This window comes from Cupriavidus sp. R6-3, from assembly GCF_059772245.1.
Genome location: NZ_JCBAJO010000024.1, coordinates 1 through 18947 on the forward strand (window position 1 = coordinate 1; position 18947 = coordinate 18947).

An 18947-nucleotide genomic window follows, 5' to 3' on the forward strand; every position below is an offset into this window, starting at 1 on the left:
CCCCAGAACACCCCAGATCTCCCAAGGTCTGGGGTGTTTTGCGTTGCGGCGGCGGCGACGGCTCCGACGAAATTCGCTCCGGGCCGACTTAAAAAGCCATAAAAAAAGCGGCCACACGGGCCGCTTTCATGCCATCTACCGCCTGATCAAGCGCCGCAGCCGTGCTCAGCTGCCTTGGCCAGCTCTTCGGGCGGTACGTCGCGCACATGCGTGGCCACCGACCAGCGATGCCCGTACGGATCTTCGAGCTGGCCGTAGCGGTCGCCCCAGAACATGTCCTGCACCGGCATCGTGACCTTGGCGCCGGCGTCGACGGCCCGAGCCACCGCCGCGTCAACATCCTCGACGTACAGGTGCAGCACCACCGGCGTTCCCTTCAATGCCTTCGGTCCCAGGCTCTGCCATTCGGGCATTTCCTCGGCCATCATCACCGGCGAATTGCCGATGCGCAGCATCGCGTGCATCAGTTGGCCCTGCGGCGTGGTGAGCCGGAATTCCTCGACCGCGCCGAACGCGCGCTTGTAGAACTCGATCGCTTCCAGCGCGTTGGCGCAGACGATATGCGGCGTCAGCGTGGGCATCCCATCGGGAATCGGCTTGACTTGCGTTTGTGCCATCTTGGTTCTCCTGTCTAATCGTATTGCTCGTACTGTTTGAACTCTTCGAACTGTTCCAACTGTCTTCGACCGTCTTTTTGCGCGTGATCGCGTCGTTATTGCATCGTTATTGCATCGTTATTGCGATTGGGACTGCTGTCGCTGCTGGATGGGTTCCAATTCGCGGAAGCGCTCGATGCCCTCGCTCGGCGGAAAGTCCTCGAGGTCGTACAGCTGCCGCACCTCGATCTCGCAGTGGTTATCGTCGGTTTGCGGATTCGGAAAGCGCCGGGTCCATTCGAGCGCTTCCTCGCGCGACTTGACCTGAATGATCGTGTAACCGGCGATCAGCTCCTTGGTCTCCGCGAACGGCCCGTCGGTGACGGTCCGTTGCTGGCCCTGATAGCGAATTCGCCAGCCCTTGGCGCTGGGTTGCAGCCCGGACGCATCGACCAGGACGCCGGCCTTGGCCAGCTCCTCGTGATAGGCGGCCATCTCGCTGATGAGCGCCTCCTCCGGCATCACGCCGCTCTCGGTCTTTTGCGTGGCTCGGACCAGAATCATGAAGCGCATTGCGGTATCTCCTGTCGGTAGATCAGTCTAGGCGTTGCGACGCCGCTCAGGGCTGCAGTTCGAACAGCGCCTTGCCGCTCTCCACGTCGAAGGGCGCCGAGAAATGTTCGTGGGCGATCTTCCAGCCGTCGCCGGTATTGCGCAGCCCGACGGTGACTCGCATCCACGAGCTCTTTTCGGTGCCGTTTTCTTCATGCCCGCAGCGCAGCAGATAGTGGCCGTAGCCAAACTGCTGATCGACGAACAATCGCAGCTGGTTCATCTCGAACACCATCGGCCCGGGGCACATCTCCATGCATGCGGCCCAGTGCTTGCCGTAGGCGTCGACGCCCTTGAACTGCAGCTGCATCACGGCATCGAAGGCGACGATGTCCGGCGTGTAGTGCGACACGATGCGCGGCACGTCGCGGGCGACCGCGGCGTCTCGCCAGGCCGACAGCATGGCGCGGATCTGGGTCTCGGCGGCGGTCTGGGATTGCGGGGCATTGCTCATCTTGAGTCTCCTGAAAGGAAAGGCGGATAGCGGGTTGGAGATGCGAGGTCGTGGTCGGGTCCGGCCGTCACTGCGCGGGCGGCGTACTGCCGACCGCCAGCGACATCACCGGCCGCACTTCGATGCTGCCCAGCCGTGCGGCGGGAATCCCCGCCGCCGCGTGCAGCGCCTCGTGCAGGCCTTCGGCCTCGATCAGATAGAAGCCCGCCAGCTGTTCCTTGGTTTCCGCGAACGGCCCGTCGGTGAACGATACCTTGCCGGCGCGGACCCGCAGCGTGGTGGCCGTCGTCGCGCTTTCCAGCGCTTCGCCGGCCAGGTACATGCCGTCGCGCTCGAGCGTGGCGCGCAAGCGCAGGCACTGTTCCACCAGGCTGCGCCATTCCGGCTCGGGCATCGCTTGCAGGACACGCTCGTCGGTATAGATCAGGCACAGGTATTTCATCGTCGCCGCTCCTCGGATTCGGTGGCTGTTCGGACTTCCTGTTACCTAGTCGTACGGCGAACGCGCCGATCGACAATGCCCCGCAAAAAAATTTACGTCCCGCTTGCGCCAGGCAATTCGCGGATCGGCCGGATCTCGACGCTGCCATGCCGCGCCGGCGGGATCTTCGAGGCGACCTGGATCGCCTCGTTCAGGTCGGCGGCCTCCATCAGATAGAAGCCGGCCAGCTGCTCCTTGGTCTCGGCGAACGGCCCGTCGGTGACGGTCACCTTGCCGTCGCGCACGCGCAGCGTCTTGGCGGTCTCGACCGGCTGCAGCGCCTCGCCGCCGATGTAGTGGCCGCTGCTGCGCACCTTGTCGCCGAAGCGCAGGCATTCGCCGACCAGCGAATCCCATTCTTCGGGCGGCATGCTGTAGACCTGCTTCTCCTGGTAATAGATCAGGCAGAGATATTTCATCTGGGGCTCCTCGGTAGGGTGGTGTTGGCGGGCCAGCAAGCGGCGCGGCAACGAAACAGCAACGAAACAGCAACGAAACAGCAACGAAACAGCAACGAAACGGCACGGAAAATCAGCATAGACGGCGCCGGCGACGACGCCATGACGCCGGCAGGGCCATGGCCCTGTCAGTGGATAGTCGTTCGGGATCGGGCGAAATCGACAGAGGCGTCCGACAGAGGGAATCGAAAGAAACCATCGGCAGAGGCCATCGACGGCAGACGAGCCTGCCGCAGTCGCGCTCGCCCCCTCTATTGCGGCAGCGCAGCAAGCCGGCGTTCGATGAAGCGCCGCTCCGGGCCCTGGCGGACCAGTTCGAGCACGGTCCGATACGCGTCCCGGGCATCGGCGTAGCGGCCCAGGCGCCGGCACAGATCCGCCCGGGCGGCATGGGCCAGGTGGTAATCGCCCAGATCGCCACGGGCCAGGATCGCGTCGACCAGCTGCAGTCCCGCCTCGGGACCGTCCCGCATCGCCACGGCGACCGCACGGTTCAGTTCGACCACGGGCGAGGGTTGCAGCGCCAGCAACACGTCATAGAGCGCGACGATCTGCGGCCAGTCGGTCGACGCAGCGCTGTCCGCTTCGGCGTGTACCGCCGAAATCGCGGCCTGCAGCGAATACGGCCCGAAGCGGCGCGACGACAGCGCCCGCTCGACCAGCGCGGTGCCCTCGGCGATCAGCGCGCGATCCCAGCGGCTGCGGTCCTGCTCGTCGAGCAGCACCAGTTCGCCGTCGGGCGAGGTGCGCGCGGCCCGGCGCGACTCGTGCAGCAGCATCAGCGCCAGCAGTCCCATGACCTCGGGCTCGGGCAGCAGCTCGAGCAGCAGCCGCGCCAGCCGGATCGCCTCGCCGGACAGGTCGTGGCGGGTCAGCTGATCGCCGGAGCTGGCCGAATAGCCCTCGTTGAAGACCAGGTAGACCACGCGCAGCACGCTGTCGAGGCGCTCCGGCAGGTCCTGGCGGTCGGGCACCTGATAGGGAATGCGCGCGTCACGGATCTTGGCCTTGGCGCGCACGATGCGCTGGGCCAGCGTCGACGGCGCGGTCAGGAAGGCGTGGGCGATATCCTCGGTGGTCAGGCCGCAGACCTCGCGCAGCGTCAGGGCGACCTGGGCGTCGGGCGCCAGCGCGGGGTGGCAGCAGGTAAAGATCAGGCGCAGCCGGTCGTCTTCCAGACAGGTGTCGTCGAAGAGCTCGTCGAAGGCGCGCGTCGCGCTCTCGTCGACGATCGCTTCGACCTGTTCGGTGACGTCGTCGAGCGGGCGAAAGCGCGCGTGGCGGCGGATGCCGTCGATGGCCTTGAAGCGGCCCGCCGAGATCAGCCATGCGCAGGGATTGGCGGGCACGCCGTCGCGCGGCCATTGTTCGAGGGCTGCCTTGAAGGCGTCGTGCAGGGCTTCCTCGGCCAGATCGAAGTCGCCCAGCAGGCGGATCAGCGTGGCCAGCACGCGGCGCGATTCGGCGCGATAGATCTCGCCGACGGTGGCCTCCGACGCCGCAGGGGCGTGTTTTTCCGACGGTGTGGCGGGAGTTTCGGACGGTGCGGCGATGGGATCTGGCATCGGTCGTTGTCGGCGAAGCCGCCGCGGACCGCGGCCGGCAGGCGTGCGCTGGCGCACGGGCATGCCGATTCTGCGGCGGATGAGTGCCGATGGCAAGGCGAGCCGGGCCGTTGTAACAAAGTGCCACAGGGCAGGGCGGTGCGCCGGAGAAGCGCCAGTCGAACAAGGCGTGCCGGTGACCCGAATGGAACCGCAATCGGGCTCCATTCGGACGCCTGTCGTGTTCAAACCGCGCGGGCATGGCTCGTGCTTGATATGGCGGCCGCGCGCCGAGCCGAGCGCGCGCGAAAACGAGGAGACGCGAAGCCATGGAACGAATCCGGCGCGACTGGCGTGACCATCCTGTCCGGCTGCTGCTCGGCCTGACCATCAACGGCGGCGGCCTGGCGGTGCTGCTGACCCGGCTGCTTGCCGATGTCTGAGCGGCGGCTCCGGCGCGGCCGGCATGGGGGGCGCCATGCCGCCTGACACGACCCCGCCGCCGGATGCCGGCGCGCAGGCCGCGGGGCCGCTTGGCACCTGGCGCCGCCCCCCGGGCGGCAAGCTGCATTGGCGCCGTCTGCTGGCCTTCCTGGGGCCCGGCTACCTCGTCGCGGTCGGCTATATGGACCCCGGCAACTGGGCCACCGATCTCGCCGCCGGTTCGGGCTACGGCTACGCGCTGCTGTGGATCGTGCTGATGTCCAGCCTGATCGCGATGCTGCTGCAGACGCTGGCGGCGCGGCTCGGCGTGGTGTCCGGCATGGACCTGGCGCAGGCCTGCCGGCAGCATTCGAGCAAGCGCTCGGCGCTGGCGCAATGGCTGCTGTGCGAGCTGGCGATCTGCGCCACCGACCTGGCCGAGGTCATCGGCACCGCGATCGCGCTGAACCTGCTGTTCGGCATTCCGCTGACCTGGGGCGTGGCCGCGACGGTGCTCGACGTGCTGCTGATCCTCGCGCTGCAGCAGCGCGGCTACCGGCAACTGGAAGCGGTGGTCATCGCGCTGCTCGCGGTGGTGTTCCTCTGCTTTGCGATCAACCTGGTACTGGTGCAGCCGCAATGGGGCGACGTCGCGCGCGGCTTCGTGCCGAGCACGCGGGTGCTGACCGACACCAACATGCTGTACATCGCGATCGGCATCGTCGGCGCGACAGTGATGCCGCACAACCTGTATCTGCATTCGTCGATGGTCGGACCGCAGCGGATCCGGCGCGGACACGAGAGTATCGCCACCACGCTCGCCTATTACACGGTCGACATCATGCTGGCGCTGGTGATCGCCTTCTTCATCAACGCCGCCATCCTGGTGACCGCCGGCGCCGTGTTCCATACCGGCGGCATGCACGAGGTCAACGACCTGCGCGCCGCCTACCAGCTGCTCGGGCCGCTGACTGGCACCGCGATCGCCAGCGTGCTGTTCGGGGTCGCGCTGCTCGCGTCGGGACAAAGCTCCGCGGTGACGGCGACGCTGGCCGGGCAGATCGTGATGGAGGGCTTCGTCAAGCTGCGGCTGCCGGCGTGGGCGCGGCGGCTGCTGACGCGCGGCATCGCGGTGGTGCCGGCGATGTTCGTTGCGCTGGCCTATGGCGAAGCGGGCATCGGCCAGCTGCTGGTGCTCAGCCAGGTCATCCTGAGCCTCCAATTGCCGTTCGCGGTGGTGCCGCTGATCTGGCTGACCAGCCGCCGCTCCGTGATGGGCGCCTACGTCAACAAGCCCTGGGTCACGGTATTGGCGGTGATTGCGGTGACGCTGATCATCGGCATGAACGTGACGCTGCTGGCGACGACCGTGTTGCCATAGCCGGCGAGACCAGAGCCGCGCGGTAGCGCCCGCCGCAGCGTCCATAAAAAGAGGCGGCCATTGCGGCCGCCTCGTCCTTCATCGTTAAGCCGTCCGGCGAACCGGCGCTCAAGCCTTGCCCGGCGGCACCTTGGGGGACCCCGGTGCCGCGCCGCCGCTCGCGCCGGGCGCGCCGGGGTCGGTCGGCAGCTCGGCCTCATCGACGCTGCCCAGGTCCGCTCCCGTCACCGGATCGCTGTTGACGTCCGATTCGGTGCGCATCGCCGCCGCTTCCACCGCGCTGGCCTGGTTGGGCTCGAGCTGGACTTCGGGCATGCCGCTGCCGCCATCGACCGCCGGCGTCGGACTCTCGACGAACTCGAAGGTCGAATCCGAATTCCACGGACCGCGCAGCGCGTCGCCCTGCGACATCTTGTAGTAGACGCTGGCGAACTCGGGCATCGGCGGCGCCTTGCCCGGGGGGAAGCTGGGCTGGATCGAATACAGCGCCTTCTCGAACGACTTCTGGTGCGACACCTCGCGCGTCATCAGAAAGCCCAGGGCTTCCTGCACGCCGGGGTCATCGGTAACGTTGATCAGCCGCTCGTAGATGATCTTGGCGCGCGCCTCGGCGGCGATATTGGAGCGCAGGTCCGCGGTGGGCTCGCCGATCGTGTCGATATAGGCCGCGGTCCAGGGCACGCCGCCCGAATTGGTCAGCGGCGGGCCGCCGCCATACAGCAGTTGGGTTACGTGGCTGTCGTTGCCGGGGCCGGACAGCGAGCGATACAGCTCGGCTTCCTGTTCGATGCCCTCGGCAAGCTGGCCCTTGGCCCCCTTGTTGAGCATCGCGACGATCGAGCCGATTACCTCCAGATGGCTCAGTTCCTCGGTTGCGATATCCAGCAGCATGTCCTTGCGGCCCGGATCGTCCTCGGCCAGCGCCTGCGTGAAATAGCGCAGTGCGGCCGCCAATTCGCCCTGCGGACCGCCGAACTGCTCCAGCAGCAGATTGGCCAGACCGGGATCGGGCCGTGATACGCGTACGGTGTACTGCAATCGTTTGTTGTGCATGAACATGGGGATCCTCCGATCTCGGTCAACGGAACTCAAGCAGGGACTCAAGCGGTACTTCACTCCGCATGGGCGTGGGTTGCGCTGCAATGCCCATGCCCGGAGCAAGGATCGGTGGGACGAAACGCGGTCGTGAGTGCCTGCCGCCGGAAGAGGCGGCGCGAGAGCCGGGAAGGAGACGGGGTCTTATCGTAGTCGGCGTGCGGTGAAATTAGGCAAACGTGTAAAACTTTCGCTTATGGCGCCGGACCGGTCGGAGGAATGTCGCAGGCGTGCAACGCGCATCGGGAACCGCGCCGCGCATCGGGCATCGGGCAGTGCCGACCACCGCAACGCCAACCCGCTCACCGCGCGGCCTGCGTCACCGGCAACGCCTTCAGATGGAGATAGAGCGCGGTCAGGTCGGTATCGCTCATCTTGCGCAGGCTTTCGAACGGCATCACCTTGCTGACCTCGGTGCCGTCCGGCCGCACGCCGTTGCGCATCATCTCGATAAAGCGCTCCGGCGTGCGGTAGCGCAGCATCACGGCGCCCGGGCGCAGGTCGGCGGCCGGGGGCCAGTCCGGCGGCGCGCCGGGAATCTTGCCGCCGGCCAGATCGGCGCCGTGGCAGCCGATGCAGGCATTGGCGACATAGGCGCCATAGGCGGCGGTCGGCGCCGGCTGCAGCGGCGGCGACGGCGGGCGGGCGTGGTCGATCTTGGCCGCCGCGTCCTGGATCATGCCGAAGCCGTAGAGTACGCGCGCCATCAGCGGCAGGCGGATCTCGGTCATCCCGCTGAGCAGCGGCGGCAGGCTGCGCATATAGGCGACCAGCGCGGACAGGTCTTCGTCGCTGAGCTGGTTGTAGTCCTCGCTCGGCATGATCATCAGGGGCCGGCCCGATGGCGCGACGCCGTGACGGATCGCCAGGACCCAGTCCCGTTCGCGGTAGCGCGCGATATCGGGATTGCCGGCCGTCACGTTCGGCGTGCGCACGAACATGCCGGACGGGTCGTTGATCATCACGCGGCCGCGGCCGTCGGCGCCGTGGCATTCCATGCAGCCGCGCGACTCGTAGAGATACTTGCCGCGCGCGAGGGCTTGCGCGTCATCGCGATAGGCGACGCGAACCGCGGGCACGTGCACCTGCCGTTGGGCCTTGCGTTCGGCGAGCAGGATGCCGGTCGCCAGGACCAGGCCGGCGGCGACGATCAGCCCGGCGATCGTCCAACCCGCAATACGGATCACGCGCTTCATCGTCGCCCCTGTCGATGCGGAAAAGGCGATTTTGCGGCGATGCCGATGGTGGCGGTATGTGCGTGAGCGCACCGAGAGCGATGCGGGCACGATAGGCCGTGCGGCGCGTGACGTGATGCAAAAGCGAAAACCAGTTGGTTTCAGCGGTAGCGGCTTTGCGGTCAGCGGGCAAAGATGGCAGCCCCCATGACCTCAAGGAGTTGCCATGCCGTTCGTTTCTTTCGTCCCCGCCCAGCGGCCCATCGACATCCCGCCGCCAATGCCGCAGGCGAAGTCCCCCGACCAGCGGTTGTCGATGTCGCCGGAGGATGCCGCCAATGCGCTGCTGATGAACCTGCTGCTCGCTAACCTGAACGCCAACGCCTTCGCGCCGCGGAGATCGGCGCCGCTCCAGATCAATGCGATCGTGCTGGTCGACCGGGCCGGCAGGCTGTCGGCGGCGATCGTGGTGCTGTGGCCGGCGCGCAATCCCGAGCCCGAACCGACGCATCGCGATGATCGGCAAAGCGAGCGCGCCAAACAGCAGCATCATCGGCCCGAGCCGGCGTACAGCGCGCCGCCGCGGCAACGGCCAGAACCCGCGCACAGCGCGCCGCCGCGGCACCGGCCCGAACCCGCATACAGCGCGCCGCCGCAGGGGCCCGAACCCACGTACGGCGCGCCCCCGCCGCCGCGGCCCGAACCCACGTATAGCGCGCCCCCGCCGCATGGCCCGGAATCCACGCACAGCGCGCCGCCGCCGCAGAAACCCGCCGCTTCAGCAAACCCTTACGCGCCCGACGGATGGAGCTATGACCGCCTGCCGCACGAAATCCTGGGGCTGAATGCCGGCGAGACGGATCTGGCGAAGATCGGCAAGGCGTTCCGGGCGGCATCGCTGAAGGCCCATCCCGACAAGGGCGGCAGTCAGGAGGCGATGCAGGCCGTCGGCGCTGCCAGGGAGTTCATGCAGGCTCAGGCCGAACAGGCCACCGCCGGGTCGGCTGCCCACTGAGCTGCCCAGAATGCTGCCCAATAAGTTGCCCAATAAGCAGCCCAATAAGCAGCCCACCAGGCGGTAGAGACCGCAGGCGCCCAGAGGCGCCACCAACTGGCCCGTCCAGCGCGATATGCGGGGCGGGCCGGTTTCCTTTCAGTCCACCTGCGTTTAATGCCCCCGTTTAATCCACCCGTCTAATCCACCCGCTTTAACGTACCCGCTTTAATCCACCCGCTTTAATCCACCTGCTTTAATCCACCTGCGCGCCGGACGACTTGACGATGCGCGCCCACTTGTCGATATCGCCCTTGAGCTGCGTGGCGAACTGCTGCGGCGTGGCCGACAGCGCTTCGGCACCTTGCGCACCGAGCTTCTCGCGCAGCGCAGGGTCGGCCAGCGCGGCCTGCATGGTCTGGGCAAGCTTCTGCGTGATCTCCTTCGGCGTGCCCTTGACCGCGAACAGGCCGACCCACAGATCGCCGCTATAACCCGGCACCGTCTCGCCGATGGCCGGAATGTCCGGCGCGAACGGCGAGCGCCTGGCGGAGCTGACGCCCAGCGCGCGGACCTTGCCCGCCTTGATGTGCGGCAGCACCGAGGGCAGGCTGGCGAACGCCATCGGCACCTGGTTGCCGAGCACGTCATTGAGGGCCGGCGCCACGCCCTTGTACGGGACATGCTCCAGCTGGATGCCGGCCATGCTGTTCAGCATTTCGCCCAGCAGATGGTTCAGCGTGCCGTTGCCGGCCGAGGCAAAGCGATACTGGCCGGGCTTGGCCTTCGCCATTGCGAGCAATTCGGGCAGCGTCTTCGCCGGGAAGGCGGGATTGACCACCAGCACGTTCGGCACGGTCGCGACCAGCGCGATCGGCTCGAAGTCCTTGATCGGATCGAACGGAACCTGGCGGTACAGCGACGGGTTGATCGCCTGCGTGCTGCTGATGGTCATCAGCAGCGTGTAGCCGTTCGGCGTCGCGCGCGCCGCGAACTGCGTGCCGATATTGCCGCCGGCGCCGGGCCGGTTCTCGACCACGACCTGCTGGCCGAGTCGTTGCGACAGGTCGGCTGCCACCAGCCTGGCCACGATATCGTTGGTCCCGCCCGGTGCCTGCGGCACGATCATCTGAATCGGCTTGCTGGGCCAGTTGTCGGCCTTGGCCGGCGTGGCGCCGAGCAATGCCACCGCGGATACGGCGCAGGCCAGGGCCTGGCGAATGCCTTGCATGAGATCTCCTCCTTGTTGTCGCGTTGTTGTCACCCAGGCGGGGCGCGGCGGCAAACGCCGTCGGCCCCGTCCAATGCGCGAGCGACTTTACCGAAAGGAGAACCCCGGCGGGAAATTCAATCTGCGACTACGGCCATAAGCGCCGCTTATCGCAGCATGGCGCAGCATTGGCCGCCGACCTTATTGCTCCAGGAACGGCAGCGCTCGCGCCAACAGAGCGTCAGGCGCTTCCTCGGCAATGTAGTGCCCGCACGGCAACGGCCCGCCATCGACATCCTCCGCCACCCGCTGCCATTCCTGCAGCGGCTGGAAGCAGCGATGGACCACGCCCTGTTCGCCCCACAGCACCAGCAGCGGCATCGTCAGCTGCTTGCCGGCCTCGCGGTCGGCGCGGTCGTGTTCGAGATCGATGCCGGCCGCGGCGCGATAGTCCTCGCAGACGCCATGCGCGGCGCCGGGCAGGGCGGCGCAGCGTTCGTACTCGCGCAGCGCGCGCGGATCGAAGGGGCTCAGTCCCGCGCTGCGGCCGCCCATCAGGTCACGGATATAGCGCGACGGATCGGCCTCGATCAGCCGCTCGGGCAGGGGCGCCGGCTGGATCAGGAAGAACCAGTGCCAGTACGCGCGGGCGAAGGCCTCGGTGGTCTGCTCGTACATGGCCAGCGTCGGCGCGATATCGAGCAGCACCATCCGCTCGACCGCGGCGGGATGGTCCATGCCGAGCCGATGGGCCACGCGCGCGCCACGGTCGTGCGCCAGCACGCGAAAGCGATCGAAGCCCAGCGACTGCATCACGCGCAGCGTGTCGCGCGCCATCGTCCGCTTGCTGTAGTTGCCGTGGTCGCCGGTGCCGGCCGGCTTGGACGAATCGCCATAGCCGCGCAGGTCGCAGGCCACCACGGTGAACCGCTGCGCCAGTGCCGGCGCGACCTTGTGCCAGATCGCATGGGTCTGCGGATGGCCATGCAGCAGCAACAGCGGCGGCCCGTCGCCGCCGACGACGGCATGGATCGTGACCTCGCTGTCGGTCTCGACGTCGATGCTGCGGAATTGCGGAAAGAGGGAAAGGTCCACGGCGCGATCTCCGAACGGGAATCGCGCCATTCTAGTGCGTCGGCACCGGGGCATTGGGCGCCTGCCAGGCAACACAAGGCTAACTGGCAGGAAATAACGGCCGACCCCCGCCGGCATAACGGCGCCGCCGCCCCCCGCCCGGCCGCAGCCGAGCCACAGGCTCAGCCTCAGCGTCAGTCGCAGCCACTGCCGAGCCGCAGCTGCAGCCCTAGCCGCGGGAGCAGCCGCCGCTGCCGCGCGCCAGCCGCCGCAGCCGCGCCATCAGGCCGCCAGCACCTCCGAATTGACCAGCCGCAGCGTCTGCGGATGCGTCAGCGGAATCTCCGCCGCGCGCAGCCGCTTCAGGATGTCGAACAGCAGATCGCTCTTGGTGCCGCCGGCAATGCGCGGGCTGGAGACGAAGCCCGTCACCGTCAGCGTGATGCCGTTCGGCGCCAGTTGGCTGAAGGTCACCGACGGCGCGGGATGGTCGAGGATGGCCTGGTTGTCCGCGTAGGCGGCCAGCAGCATGTCGCACACTTCCTCCGGGTCGATGTTCAGCGGGAAGGTCAGCGTCAGCGAGGCCACGCCGAGCGTGCTGTTGTTCATCGTGACATTGCGCACGCTCTGCGAGATCAGCTGCGAGTTCGGCACGATCATCGTCGAGCGGTCGCCCAGCTGGATCTCGGTGGCGCGCACGCTGATGCGGCGGATATCGCCCTCGACGCCGCCGATATTGACCATGTCGCCGACCTTGACCGGCCGCTCGGTCAGCAGGATCAGCCCCGAGATGAAGTTCTTGACGATCTCCTGCAGGCCGAAGCCGATGCCGACCGACAGCGCGCTGACGATCCAGGCCAGGTTGTCCCAGCGCACGCCCAGCAGCGACAGCGTCATCAGCACCAGCAGCACGTAGCCGATATTGCTGAACAGCGTCACCAGGGAGGCGCGCATGCCCGGCTCCATGCCGGTCTTGGGCAGCAGGTCCGCATCGAGCCAGCGGCGCACCGAGCGCAGGATATAGACGCCCACGCCGGTGGCGATCACGGCATTCAGGATGCGCTCCGGCATGATGTTCATCGCCCGCAGCCGCTCGCCGCCCAGCACCATCAGCAGGCTGTCGAGCAGGTCCTTGGGCGTGGTGCCGAAGCCGCCGGTCAGCAGCGCGATCACGGCCAGCAGCAACAGCAGGCTCGAGCCCAGCCCCGACAGCACGGTCGACACCTGATCGAGATGGCTGTCGCCGAGCCCGAACAGCTGCTTGATGATGCGGCCGCTCGAATAGTGCACCGAGAACAGGCTCTCGCAGGCATCGCGCGTCAGCTTGGTCAGCAGATACAGGCTGCACAGCACGATGTCGAACCAGACGATCTCGTAGGTCAGGAAGCGCGCGAAGGTGATATAGCCGGTCACCAGGGCCACCAGCGTCACCACGATGGTGGCGGTCAGGCCGGCCAGCACGATGCCGGTCAGCGTCGAGCCGCTGCCCGGCCGCTCGCCGGCGGCGACCAGCGCGGCGCGCACGCGGTTGGCCCGCAGCAGCCCGGTGCCGATCGTCAGCGTGACCACCAGCGAGACCAGGCCGCGCCCGAACAGCGTGACCTGGACGCTGGTATCGATGGTCCGGTTCAGCTGCTCGACGGTGCCGGCCAGCAACAGCAGGCCAGCCAGCACGATGGGGAAGGGCCGCAGCGCGCGGGCGATGTCGTCGTGCAGCGACGGCAGGCGCCAGGTCGGATGGCGCGTGCACAGCAGCGCCCGGCCCAGGCCCGCGATCAGCGCGCTGGTCATCGTCAGCTTGATCAGCTCGTCCGCCAGGTCGCGCATCGGCTCGGACAGCTCGTAGTCGCGCGTGAAGGCGAACAGCACGATGCGCACGGCCAGCGCGGTGGTCAGCACCGTGGCCAGCGCGGTCGACAACGCCAGCGCGCTGCGCCGCAGCCGGTGCTCCGGCAGCCGGTGCAGGCAAACCCAGGCCATGCCGCGCTCGATCAGCCGGCGGCCCAGCGACCAGATGGCAAAGGCCAGCGCCAGCAGCATCACCGTGCCGGTCCGGTGCTCGGCGTCCCAGGCCTGTTTCGCCATCGGCGTGACCAGCGAGCGCAGCGATTCGAAGCGCTGGCGGTCCTGCGGGCTCGGGTCGAATGCCGGCATCCAGAAGTCGCCGCTGAGGATGCTGTTGGAGCGCAGGGCGACCTGGTCCTTCAGATGGCCGCGCTGCAGCTTGCCGATCTGATCGGCCAGATTGCCGAGGCTTTCCTTGTCTTCCTCGGCCTTCTTCAACTGCTCGTCGAGCGCCTTGGCGCGTCCGTTCAAGTCTGCGCGCTGGCGGGCGACGGCGGGCGCCTCCGACGCGCTGCCGTCGGCCGGCGGCGGGCCCAGCAGATCGATCTGTGCCTGCACCTTGGCGCGCTCGGCCACCAGCGTGCCGGTCAGCGTGTCGACGTCCGCCAGCAGCCGGTGCACGGCATCGTCGAGCTCGGTCAGCTGGTTGCCGGTGGTGTCCTTGGAGGCCTGCTGCTTGATGCGGTCCTGCTCGGTCTGCAGCCGTTTCAACTCCGCGCTGGCCGCGGCGGCGGAGAACGGGGCGGCGGGCTTGTCCGCGGTCTGGGACGGTTCGTCCGCGCCAAAGGCCGCGGGTGCCGCGGCGGGTAACAGATGCAAAAAGACGATCAGCAGCAGGCTGAACGCCATTCCGGGAAATCGACGCATGAGGGGAGCACCTTTCGAGCCGGCGCCTGCGGGCGCCGGACGTTGCCGTGGAGTCATCCGATGCGTGCCGGGCGTCGCGCCATGCCGCGGGGAAGTGGGCAGGGCCATGACGGGGCGTCGCAGCCAACGCGAGTGGACACCGCCGGCACCGGAAAGCCCGGAATTATACATACGTCGGCGAACACGATTTCAAAAGTGGCTAATTAGCCGCTATCGTGTCGCGACATCGGGCTTGGCGGCCGTCGCCAAATCGCCGTCGCCAATGGCCGTCGCCAATGGCCGTCGCCAATTCGCCGTCGCCGGGTCGCCGTCGCACTATCTCGGCCGGAAGCGCTCCACGACCTCGAGCAGGCGATCGCAGGACGCCGCCACCTGCATCGGCGGCGCGGTCGCAATGCCGAGCAACAATCCGGACTTCGCGCTCGCGGCGGACGCATACCAGACCGACAGCGGCGAGGGCGCGATGCCGAAGCTCGCCGTTTCCTTCACGATCGACACGTCGTCGGTGCCGTCCGGCAGCCGCAGCAGCACCGCCAGCCCGGTCGGATCCGCCGCCGCGCCGACGCGCGGACGCAGGCAGGCCAGCAGCCCATCGCGCTGCGACGCATAGAGCCGCTTGGTGCGCCGCAGGTGCCGCAGGTAATGGCCATCGTGCATGAACTCGGCGGTGGCGAGCTGGATCGACGGGGCCGGGGCGGGCGCGAGGCACGCCGCCATCTCGGCAAACCGGGACACCAGCGATGGGGGCACGACCACGAAGCCCAGGCGCAGCGCCGGGCTGATGGTCTTGCTGAAGGAGCCGATATGGATCACGCGTCCGGCGCGGTCCAGCGAGGCGAGGGCGGGCGCCGCCCGGCCCTCGAGCCGCAGCTCGCTGAGGTAGTCGTCTTCGATGACCCAGGCGCCTTGCGCCGCAGCCCAATCGAGCAGCTGCAGGCGCCGCGGCAGCGACAGCGTGCCGCCGAGCGGAGCCTGTTGCCCGGGCGTCAGCACGACCAGTGCCGCATCGGGGGCGTGCCTCAGGCCGTAGTCGACATCGAGACCGTCGGCGTCCACCGGCACCGGCACCGGCGCCAACCCCGCCAGTTCCAGCCCGCGCCGCGTGTACGGAAAGCCGGGGTCCTCGGTCCATACCTTGCGCCCGTCCGGGCCGAGCGCCCGCAAGGCCAGCCCAAGCCCGCCGGCGAATCCGCCGGTGATCAGGATCTGCGACGGCGAACACTGGATGCCACGCGCGATGGCGAGGTAGGCAGCGATTTCGCGCCGCAGCGCCGGCTCGCCGCGCGGGTCGGGATAGAGCGAGGCGGCGCCGAGTTCCGCGCGGGCCGCGTGGGCGCGCACCCGCGAGAACAGCCTGGCGGGCAGGCTCTCCTGCGCGGGCACGCCCATCTGGAAGATGGCCGGCCCAGCCATGAATTCGAGATACCGGTCCATGAACGAGCCGGGATCGGGCCGCTCGTCGGCGCCGGCGCGCAGCGCGGGACGTTCTGCGACCCGGGTGCCGTTGGCGCGCGATGCCACGACCAGCTGCGCATCGGCCAGCTTTTCATAGGCCGTCTTGACGGTGCCGCGCGCGACGCCGAGCTGGGTGGCAAGGTCCTGCCAGGACGGCAGCCGCGCGCCGGGTGCCAGCACGCCGTTTTCGATGGCGGTGGTGATGCCGCAGCGGATCTGTTCGGCCAGCGGCGTCCGGGCGGTCCGGTCCAGGGAGAGTTGCAGGCGCTGCGTCATGGCTGGGTCATGGTGCGGTCATCGGGCACGGGCACCGGCACGTTAACGCCGGCCGGCCTGGTACATAAAAATCGATGATTCTTGGTTCTTTTATTTGTACCAGCGCAAGACCAGAATGGGAACACCCATCTGGAGAGCCTCATGAACATTCGATCCGTGATTGGCGTCGCCTGCGCCGCCACTTATGCCGCCGCCGCCATCGCCTGGGCCATGCCGGCCTTCGGCCACGCCGCCGGGGAGAAGGTCACCCCCAATTTCAATCAACCGATCCCCAACATTCCGGGCAAGTCGCTGGTTGCCGTCGTGGTCGACTACGCGCCCGGCGCCGCCTCGCCCTCGCATGTGCATGCGAAATCCGCCTTCATCTACGGCTACGTCGTCTCGGGCGCCATCGAGTCGCAAGTCAACGACGGACCGAAACGCGTCTACCGTGCCGGCGAGAGCTTCAGCGAGTCGCCGGGCTCGCGCCATGCGGTCAGCCGCAATGCCAGCACCACCAAGCCGGCCAAGCTGCTGGCCGTGTTCGTCGTCGACACCGACGACAAGGAACTGACCACCCCTGTCCATTCCTCCGCGAAGAAGGAGTCCATGCAATGAGCAAACGTCTCGACTACAACCAGATTGCGCCCGCCGGCATGAAGGCCCTGGGCGGCGCCTATGGCTACGTGATGCAGTCCAACCTGTCGCCGGTGCTGGTCGACCTGGTCTACCTGCGCGTGTCGCAGATCAACAATTGCGCCTACTGCCTCGACATGCATACCCGCGACCTGCTGAAGAAGGGCGTGAAGGTCGAAAAGCTCGCGCTGGTCCAGGCCTGGGCCGAGGCCGGCGATCTGTTCGACGAGCGCGAGCGCGCCGCGCTGGCATGGGCCGAATCGGTGACACGCGTGGCGCAGACCGGCGTGCCGGACGCCGACTACCAGGCGGCGAGGGCGGTGTTCGACGAACGGGAGTTGGTCGACCTGACCATCGCGATCGGCGTGATGAACCTGTACAACCGCATGGCGATCAGCTTCCGCAATACGCCGCAGGCCGCGCTGGCGCAGTAATTGTTTTATCGAGCCACTTCTGGCCTATCCCCGAGGAGTACCGCCATGGCCACCGACGTCATTGCAGGCATCACGATTCCCGACAGCAAGCTGGCCCGCGAGGCCACCGAGCTGATCCGCGATACCGAGAGCGACCTGCTGTATCACCACTCCGTTCGCGTCTATTTCTGGGGCAGTCTGCTCGGACGCCGGCGGCAGCTGCGTTTCGATCCGGAGCTGCTGTACATCGCGTCGATGTTCCACGATCTGGGGCTGACTTCCCGCTATCAGCAGAGTCAGCTGCGCTTCGAGGTCGACGGCGCCAATGCCGCGCGCGACTTCCTGCGCAGCTGCGGCGTGGCCGAGAGCGATATCGCGACGGTGTGGGCCGCCATTGCCTTGCATACGACGCCGGGCATTCCGGAACACATGCATCCGGAGATCGCGCTGATCCAGGCCGGGGCGGGAATGGACGTGGCCGGGCGCGGCTATCAGGACCTCGGCGACGACGAGCGCCAAGCCGTGATCGCCGCCCATCCGCGCGGCCACGACTTCAAGCACGGCATCATCGATGCGTTCTACGAGGGCATGAAGCACCGGCCCGACACCACCTTCGGCACCTTCAACGACGATGTGCTCGCGTTCAAGGATCCGAACTTCAAGCGCGCCGACCTCTGCAGCATCATCCTCGCCTCGCGCTGGCCGGACTGAAACAGGTACCGACACCCCGCATGACGAGCGGCGCGGCCCCAAGGCGCGGCGGCCCGGCCGGGACCGCGCCGCCTCTATTCGACCTCGCCGTCGTCGGTGTCGCCGACCTTGGCGTCCTGCTCGTGGCGCATTGCCGCGGCGGTCAGCGTCGTCGCTACCGGCGGCGCGGACTCCTTGCGCTCGCTGTAGCGGTCGGTCAGGTAGTCCGAGCGGTCGCGCGTCAGCAGCGTGAACTTGACCAGTTCCTCCATCACGTCGACCACGCGGTCGTAATACGACGACGGCTTCATGCGGCCATTCGCGTCGAATTCCTGATACGCCTTCGGTACCGACGACTGGTTCGGGATCGTGATCATCCGCATCCAGCGGCCCAGCACGCGCAGCGCATTGACCGCGTTGAACGACTGCGAGCCGCCGCAGACCTGCATCACCGCCAGCGTGCGTCCCTGGGTCGGGCGAATGCCGCCGCTTTCCAGTGGCAGCCAGTCGATCTGGTTCTTGAAGACCGCGGTGAGCGTGCCATGGCGCTCGGGGCTGCACCAGACCTGTCCCTCGGACCATTCGGACAGCTTGCGCAGCTCGGCGACCTTGGGATGGTTCGCCGGCACGCTGTCGGCGATCGGCAGCGCGTGCGGATCGAACACGCGCGTTTCGGCGCCAAGGCGCTGGAGGATGCGTTCGGCCTCCAGCGTCAGCAGCCGGCTGTACGAGGTCGGGCGCAGCGAGCCGTAGAGCAGCAGGATGCGCGGGGCGTGGGTGCTGGTCTTCGCCGGTTCCAGTTTGCGCAGATCGGGGATGTCGAGCAGCGACGGCACGACGTTGGGCAGCTCGGCGCTCATTGGCCAACCCTCCGGCCGTCGGCATCGATGACCAGCTTGCCGTCTTCCTTGGCAAACGGACCTTGTTGCGGCGACGGCAGGATGTCGAGCACCACCTCGGAGGGCCGGCAAAGCCGAACGCCGAGCGCGGTGACCACGAAGGGGCGATTGATCAGGATCGGGTGCGCCATCATCGCGTCGAGCAGCTGGTCATCGGTCAACGATGGGTCGTCAAGGCCCAGCTCGGCATAGGGCGTGCCGTTTTCGCGAATCGCTTCGCGTACGCGCAAGCCGGCCTGCCGGATCATGCCTTGGAGTTCGCCGCGCGTCGGCGGCGTCTTCAGGTATTCGATCACCGTCGGTTCGATGCCGGCGTTACGGATCATTGCCAGTGTGTTGCGGGACGTGCCGCAGGCGGGGTTGTGATAGATCGTGACAGTGGACATGACA

At 67.6% G+C, this 18947-nt stretch carries 19 protein-coding genes; 5 read left to right on the plus strand and 14 right to left on the minus strand.

Annotated elements, in window-relative coordinates:
• Nucleotides 1-146 precede the first annotated feature (146 nt).
• The 6 genes from AC6EI8_RS06900 to AC6EI8_RS06925 all read right to left on the minus strand — a co-directional run bounded on the left by AC6EI8_RS06900 (nucleotide 147) and on the right by AC6EI8_RS06925 (nucleotide 4166).
• On the minus strand, nucleotides 147-617 hold the full coding sequence (locus AC6EI8_RS06900) for a VOC family protein (protein WP_149320214.1): 471 nt from the start codon (nucleotides 615-617) through the stop codon (nucleotides 147-149).
• A gap of 117 nt (nucleotides 618-734) precedes the next feature.
• Complete coding sequence (locus AC6EI8_RS06905; RefSeq protein WP_149320215.1) at nucleotides 735-1169, minus strand: YciI family protein; 435 nt, start codon at nucleotides 1167-1169, stop codon at nucleotides 735-737.
• 46 nt (nucleotides 1170-1215) lie between these two features.
• On the minus strand, nucleotides 1216-1662 hold the full coding sequence (locus AC6EI8_RS06910; protein ID WP_226109573.1) for a YybH family protein: 447 nt from the start codon (nucleotides 1660-1662) through the stop codon (nucleotides 1216-1218).
• A gap of 67 nt (nucleotides 1663-1729) precedes the next feature.
• Nucleotides 1730-2104, minus strand: a complete 375-nt coding sequence (locus AC6EI8_RS06915) for a YciI family protein (protein WP_150084083.1) — start codon at nucleotides 2102-2104, stop codon at nucleotides 1730-1732.
• 92 nt (nucleotides 2105-2196) lie between these two features.
• On the minus strand, nucleotides 2197-2562 hold the full coding sequence (locus tag AC6EI8_RS06920) for a YciI family protein (protein ID WP_226109574.1): 366 nt from the start codon (nucleotides 2560-2562) through the stop codon (nucleotides 2197-2199).
• A 290-nt stretch (nucleotides 2563-2852) separates the two neighbouring features.
• Nucleotides 2853-4166, minus strand: a complete 1314-nt coding sequence (locus tag AC6EI8_RS06925) for an RNA polymerase sigma factor (protein WP_149320219.1) — start codon at nucleotides 4164-4166, stop codon at nucleotides 2853-2855.
• A gap of 457 nt (nucleotides 4167-4623) precedes the next feature.
• Between AC6EI8_RS06925 and AC6EI8_RS06930 the strand changes: the two genes are divergently transcribed.
• Nucleotides 4624-5949, plus strand: a complete 1326-nt coding sequence (locus AC6EI8_RS06930) for an Nramp family divalent metal transporter (RefSeq protein ID WP_265632474.1) — start codon at nucleotides 4624-4626, stop codon at nucleotides 5947-5949.
• Between the two features lie 108 nt (nucleotides 5950-6057).
• Here the strand turns inward: AC6EI8_RS06930 and AC6EI8_RS06935 are convergent, their stop codons facing one another.
• Both AC6EI8_RS06935 and AC6EI8_RS06940 read right to left on the minus strand, forming a co-directional pair.
• Nucleotides 6058-7008 (minus strand): manganese catalase family protein, encoded by a 951-nt coding sequence (locus AC6EI8_RS06935; protein ID WP_149320221.1) that lies wholly within the window; start codon nucleotides 7006-7008, stop codon nucleotides 6058-6060.
• A 338-nt stretch (nucleotides 7009-7346) separates the two neighbouring features.
• Nucleotides 7347-8240 (minus strand): c-type cytochrome, encoded by an 894-nt coding sequence (locus tag AC6EI8_RS06940; RefSeq protein ID WP_498381583.1) that lies wholly within the window; start codon nucleotides 8238-8240, stop codon nucleotides 7347-7349.
• A 205-nt stretch (nucleotides 8241-8445) separates the two neighbouring features.
• On the opposite strand from AC6EI8_RS06940, the gene AC6EI8_RS06945 reads away from it, so the two are divergent.
• Complete coding sequence (locus AC6EI8_RS06945; protein WP_498381584.1) at nucleotides 8446-9234, plus strand: hypothetical protein; 789 nt, start codon at nucleotides 8446-8448, stop codon at nucleotides 9232-9234.
• Nucleotides 9235-9469: 235 nt separating this feature from the next.
• On the opposite strand, the gene AC6EI8_RS06950 is transcribed toward AC6EI8_RS06945, so the two are convergent.
• The 4 genes from AC6EI8_RS06950 to pdxR all read right to left on the minus strand — a co-directional run bounded on the left by AC6EI8_RS06950 (nucleotide 9470) and on the right by pdxR (nucleotide 15940).
• A complete protein-coding gene (locus AC6EI8_RS06950; protein WP_498381585.1) occupies nucleotides 9470-10444 on the minus strand; it encodes a Bug family tripartite tricarboxylate transporter substrate binding protein in 975 nt (324 codons plus the stop codon).
• A 180-nt stretch (nucleotides 10445-10624) separates the two neighbouring features.
• A complete protein-coding gene (locus AC6EI8_RS06955; protein WP_226109579.1) occupies nucleotides 10625-11548 on the minus strand; it encodes an alpha/beta fold hydrolase in 924 nt (307 codons plus the stop codon).
• A 231-nt stretch (nucleotides 11549-11779) separates the two neighbouring features.
• Nucleotides 11780-14209 carry a DUF3772 domain-containing protein gene (locus AC6EI8_RS06960; RefSeq protein WP_498381586.1) on the minus strand — a complete coding sequence of 810 codons (2430 nt, stop codon included), beginning with the start codon at nucleotides 14207-14209 and terminating at the stop codon, nucleotides 11780-11782.
• A gap of 315 nt (nucleotides 14210-14524) precedes the next feature.
• Nucleotides 14525-15940, minus strand: a complete 1416-nt coding sequence (gene pdxR, locus AC6EI8_RS06965) for a MocR-like pyridoxine biosynthesis transcription factor PdxR (protein WP_498381587.1) — start codon at nucleotides 15938-15940, stop codon at nucleotides 14525-14527.
• A 141-nt stretch (nucleotides 15941-16081) separates the two neighbouring features.
• Here pdxR and AC6EI8_RS06970 point away from each other — a divergent pair, with 141 nt between their 5' ends.
• From AC6EI8_RS06970 to AC6EI8_RS06980, 3 genes are read left to right on the plus strand one after another with little or no spacing between them, the layout of a single operon-like run.
• Complete coding sequence (locus AC6EI8_RS06970) at nucleotides 16082-16537, plus strand: cupin domain-containing protein (RefSeq protein WP_498381588.1); 456 nt, start codon at nucleotides 16082-16084, stop codon at nucleotides 16535-16537.
• Nucleotides 16534-16989, plus strand: coding sequence for a carboxymuconolactone decarboxylase family protein (locus AC6EI8_RS06975; protein WP_149320229.1), 456 nt, complete (start codon nucleotides 16534-16536; stop codon nucleotides 16987-16989). The genes AC6EI8_RS06970 and AC6EI8_RS06975 overlap by 4 nt, the downstream gene beginning before the upstream one ends.
• Nucleotides 16990-17034: 45 nt before the next feature.
• Nucleotides 17035-17679, plus strand: a complete 645-nt coding sequence (locus AC6EI8_RS06980; RefSeq protein WP_226109584.1) for an HD domain-containing protein — start codon at nucleotides 17035-17037, stop codon at nucleotides 17677-17679.
• A gap of 74 nt (nucleotides 17680-17753) precedes the next feature.
• On the opposite strand, the gene arsH is transcribed toward AC6EI8_RS06980, so the two are convergent.
• Both arsH and arsC read right to left on the minus strand, forming a co-directional pair.
• Entirely contained in the window at nucleotides 17754-18518 is a 765-nt protein-coding gene (gene arsH / locus AC6EI8_RS06985; protein ID WP_226109586.1) for an arsenical resistance protein ArsH, read from the minus strand.
• Complete coding sequence (gene arsC, locus AC6EI8_RS06990; RefSeq protein WP_226109633.1) at nucleotides 18515-18943, minus strand: arsenate reductase (glutaredoxin); 429 nt, start codon at nucleotides 18941-18943, stop codon at nucleotides 18515-18517. The genes arsH and arsC overlap by 4 nt, the downstream gene beginning before the upstream one ends.
• Between the last annotated feature and the right edge of the window lie 4 nt (nucleotides 18944-18947).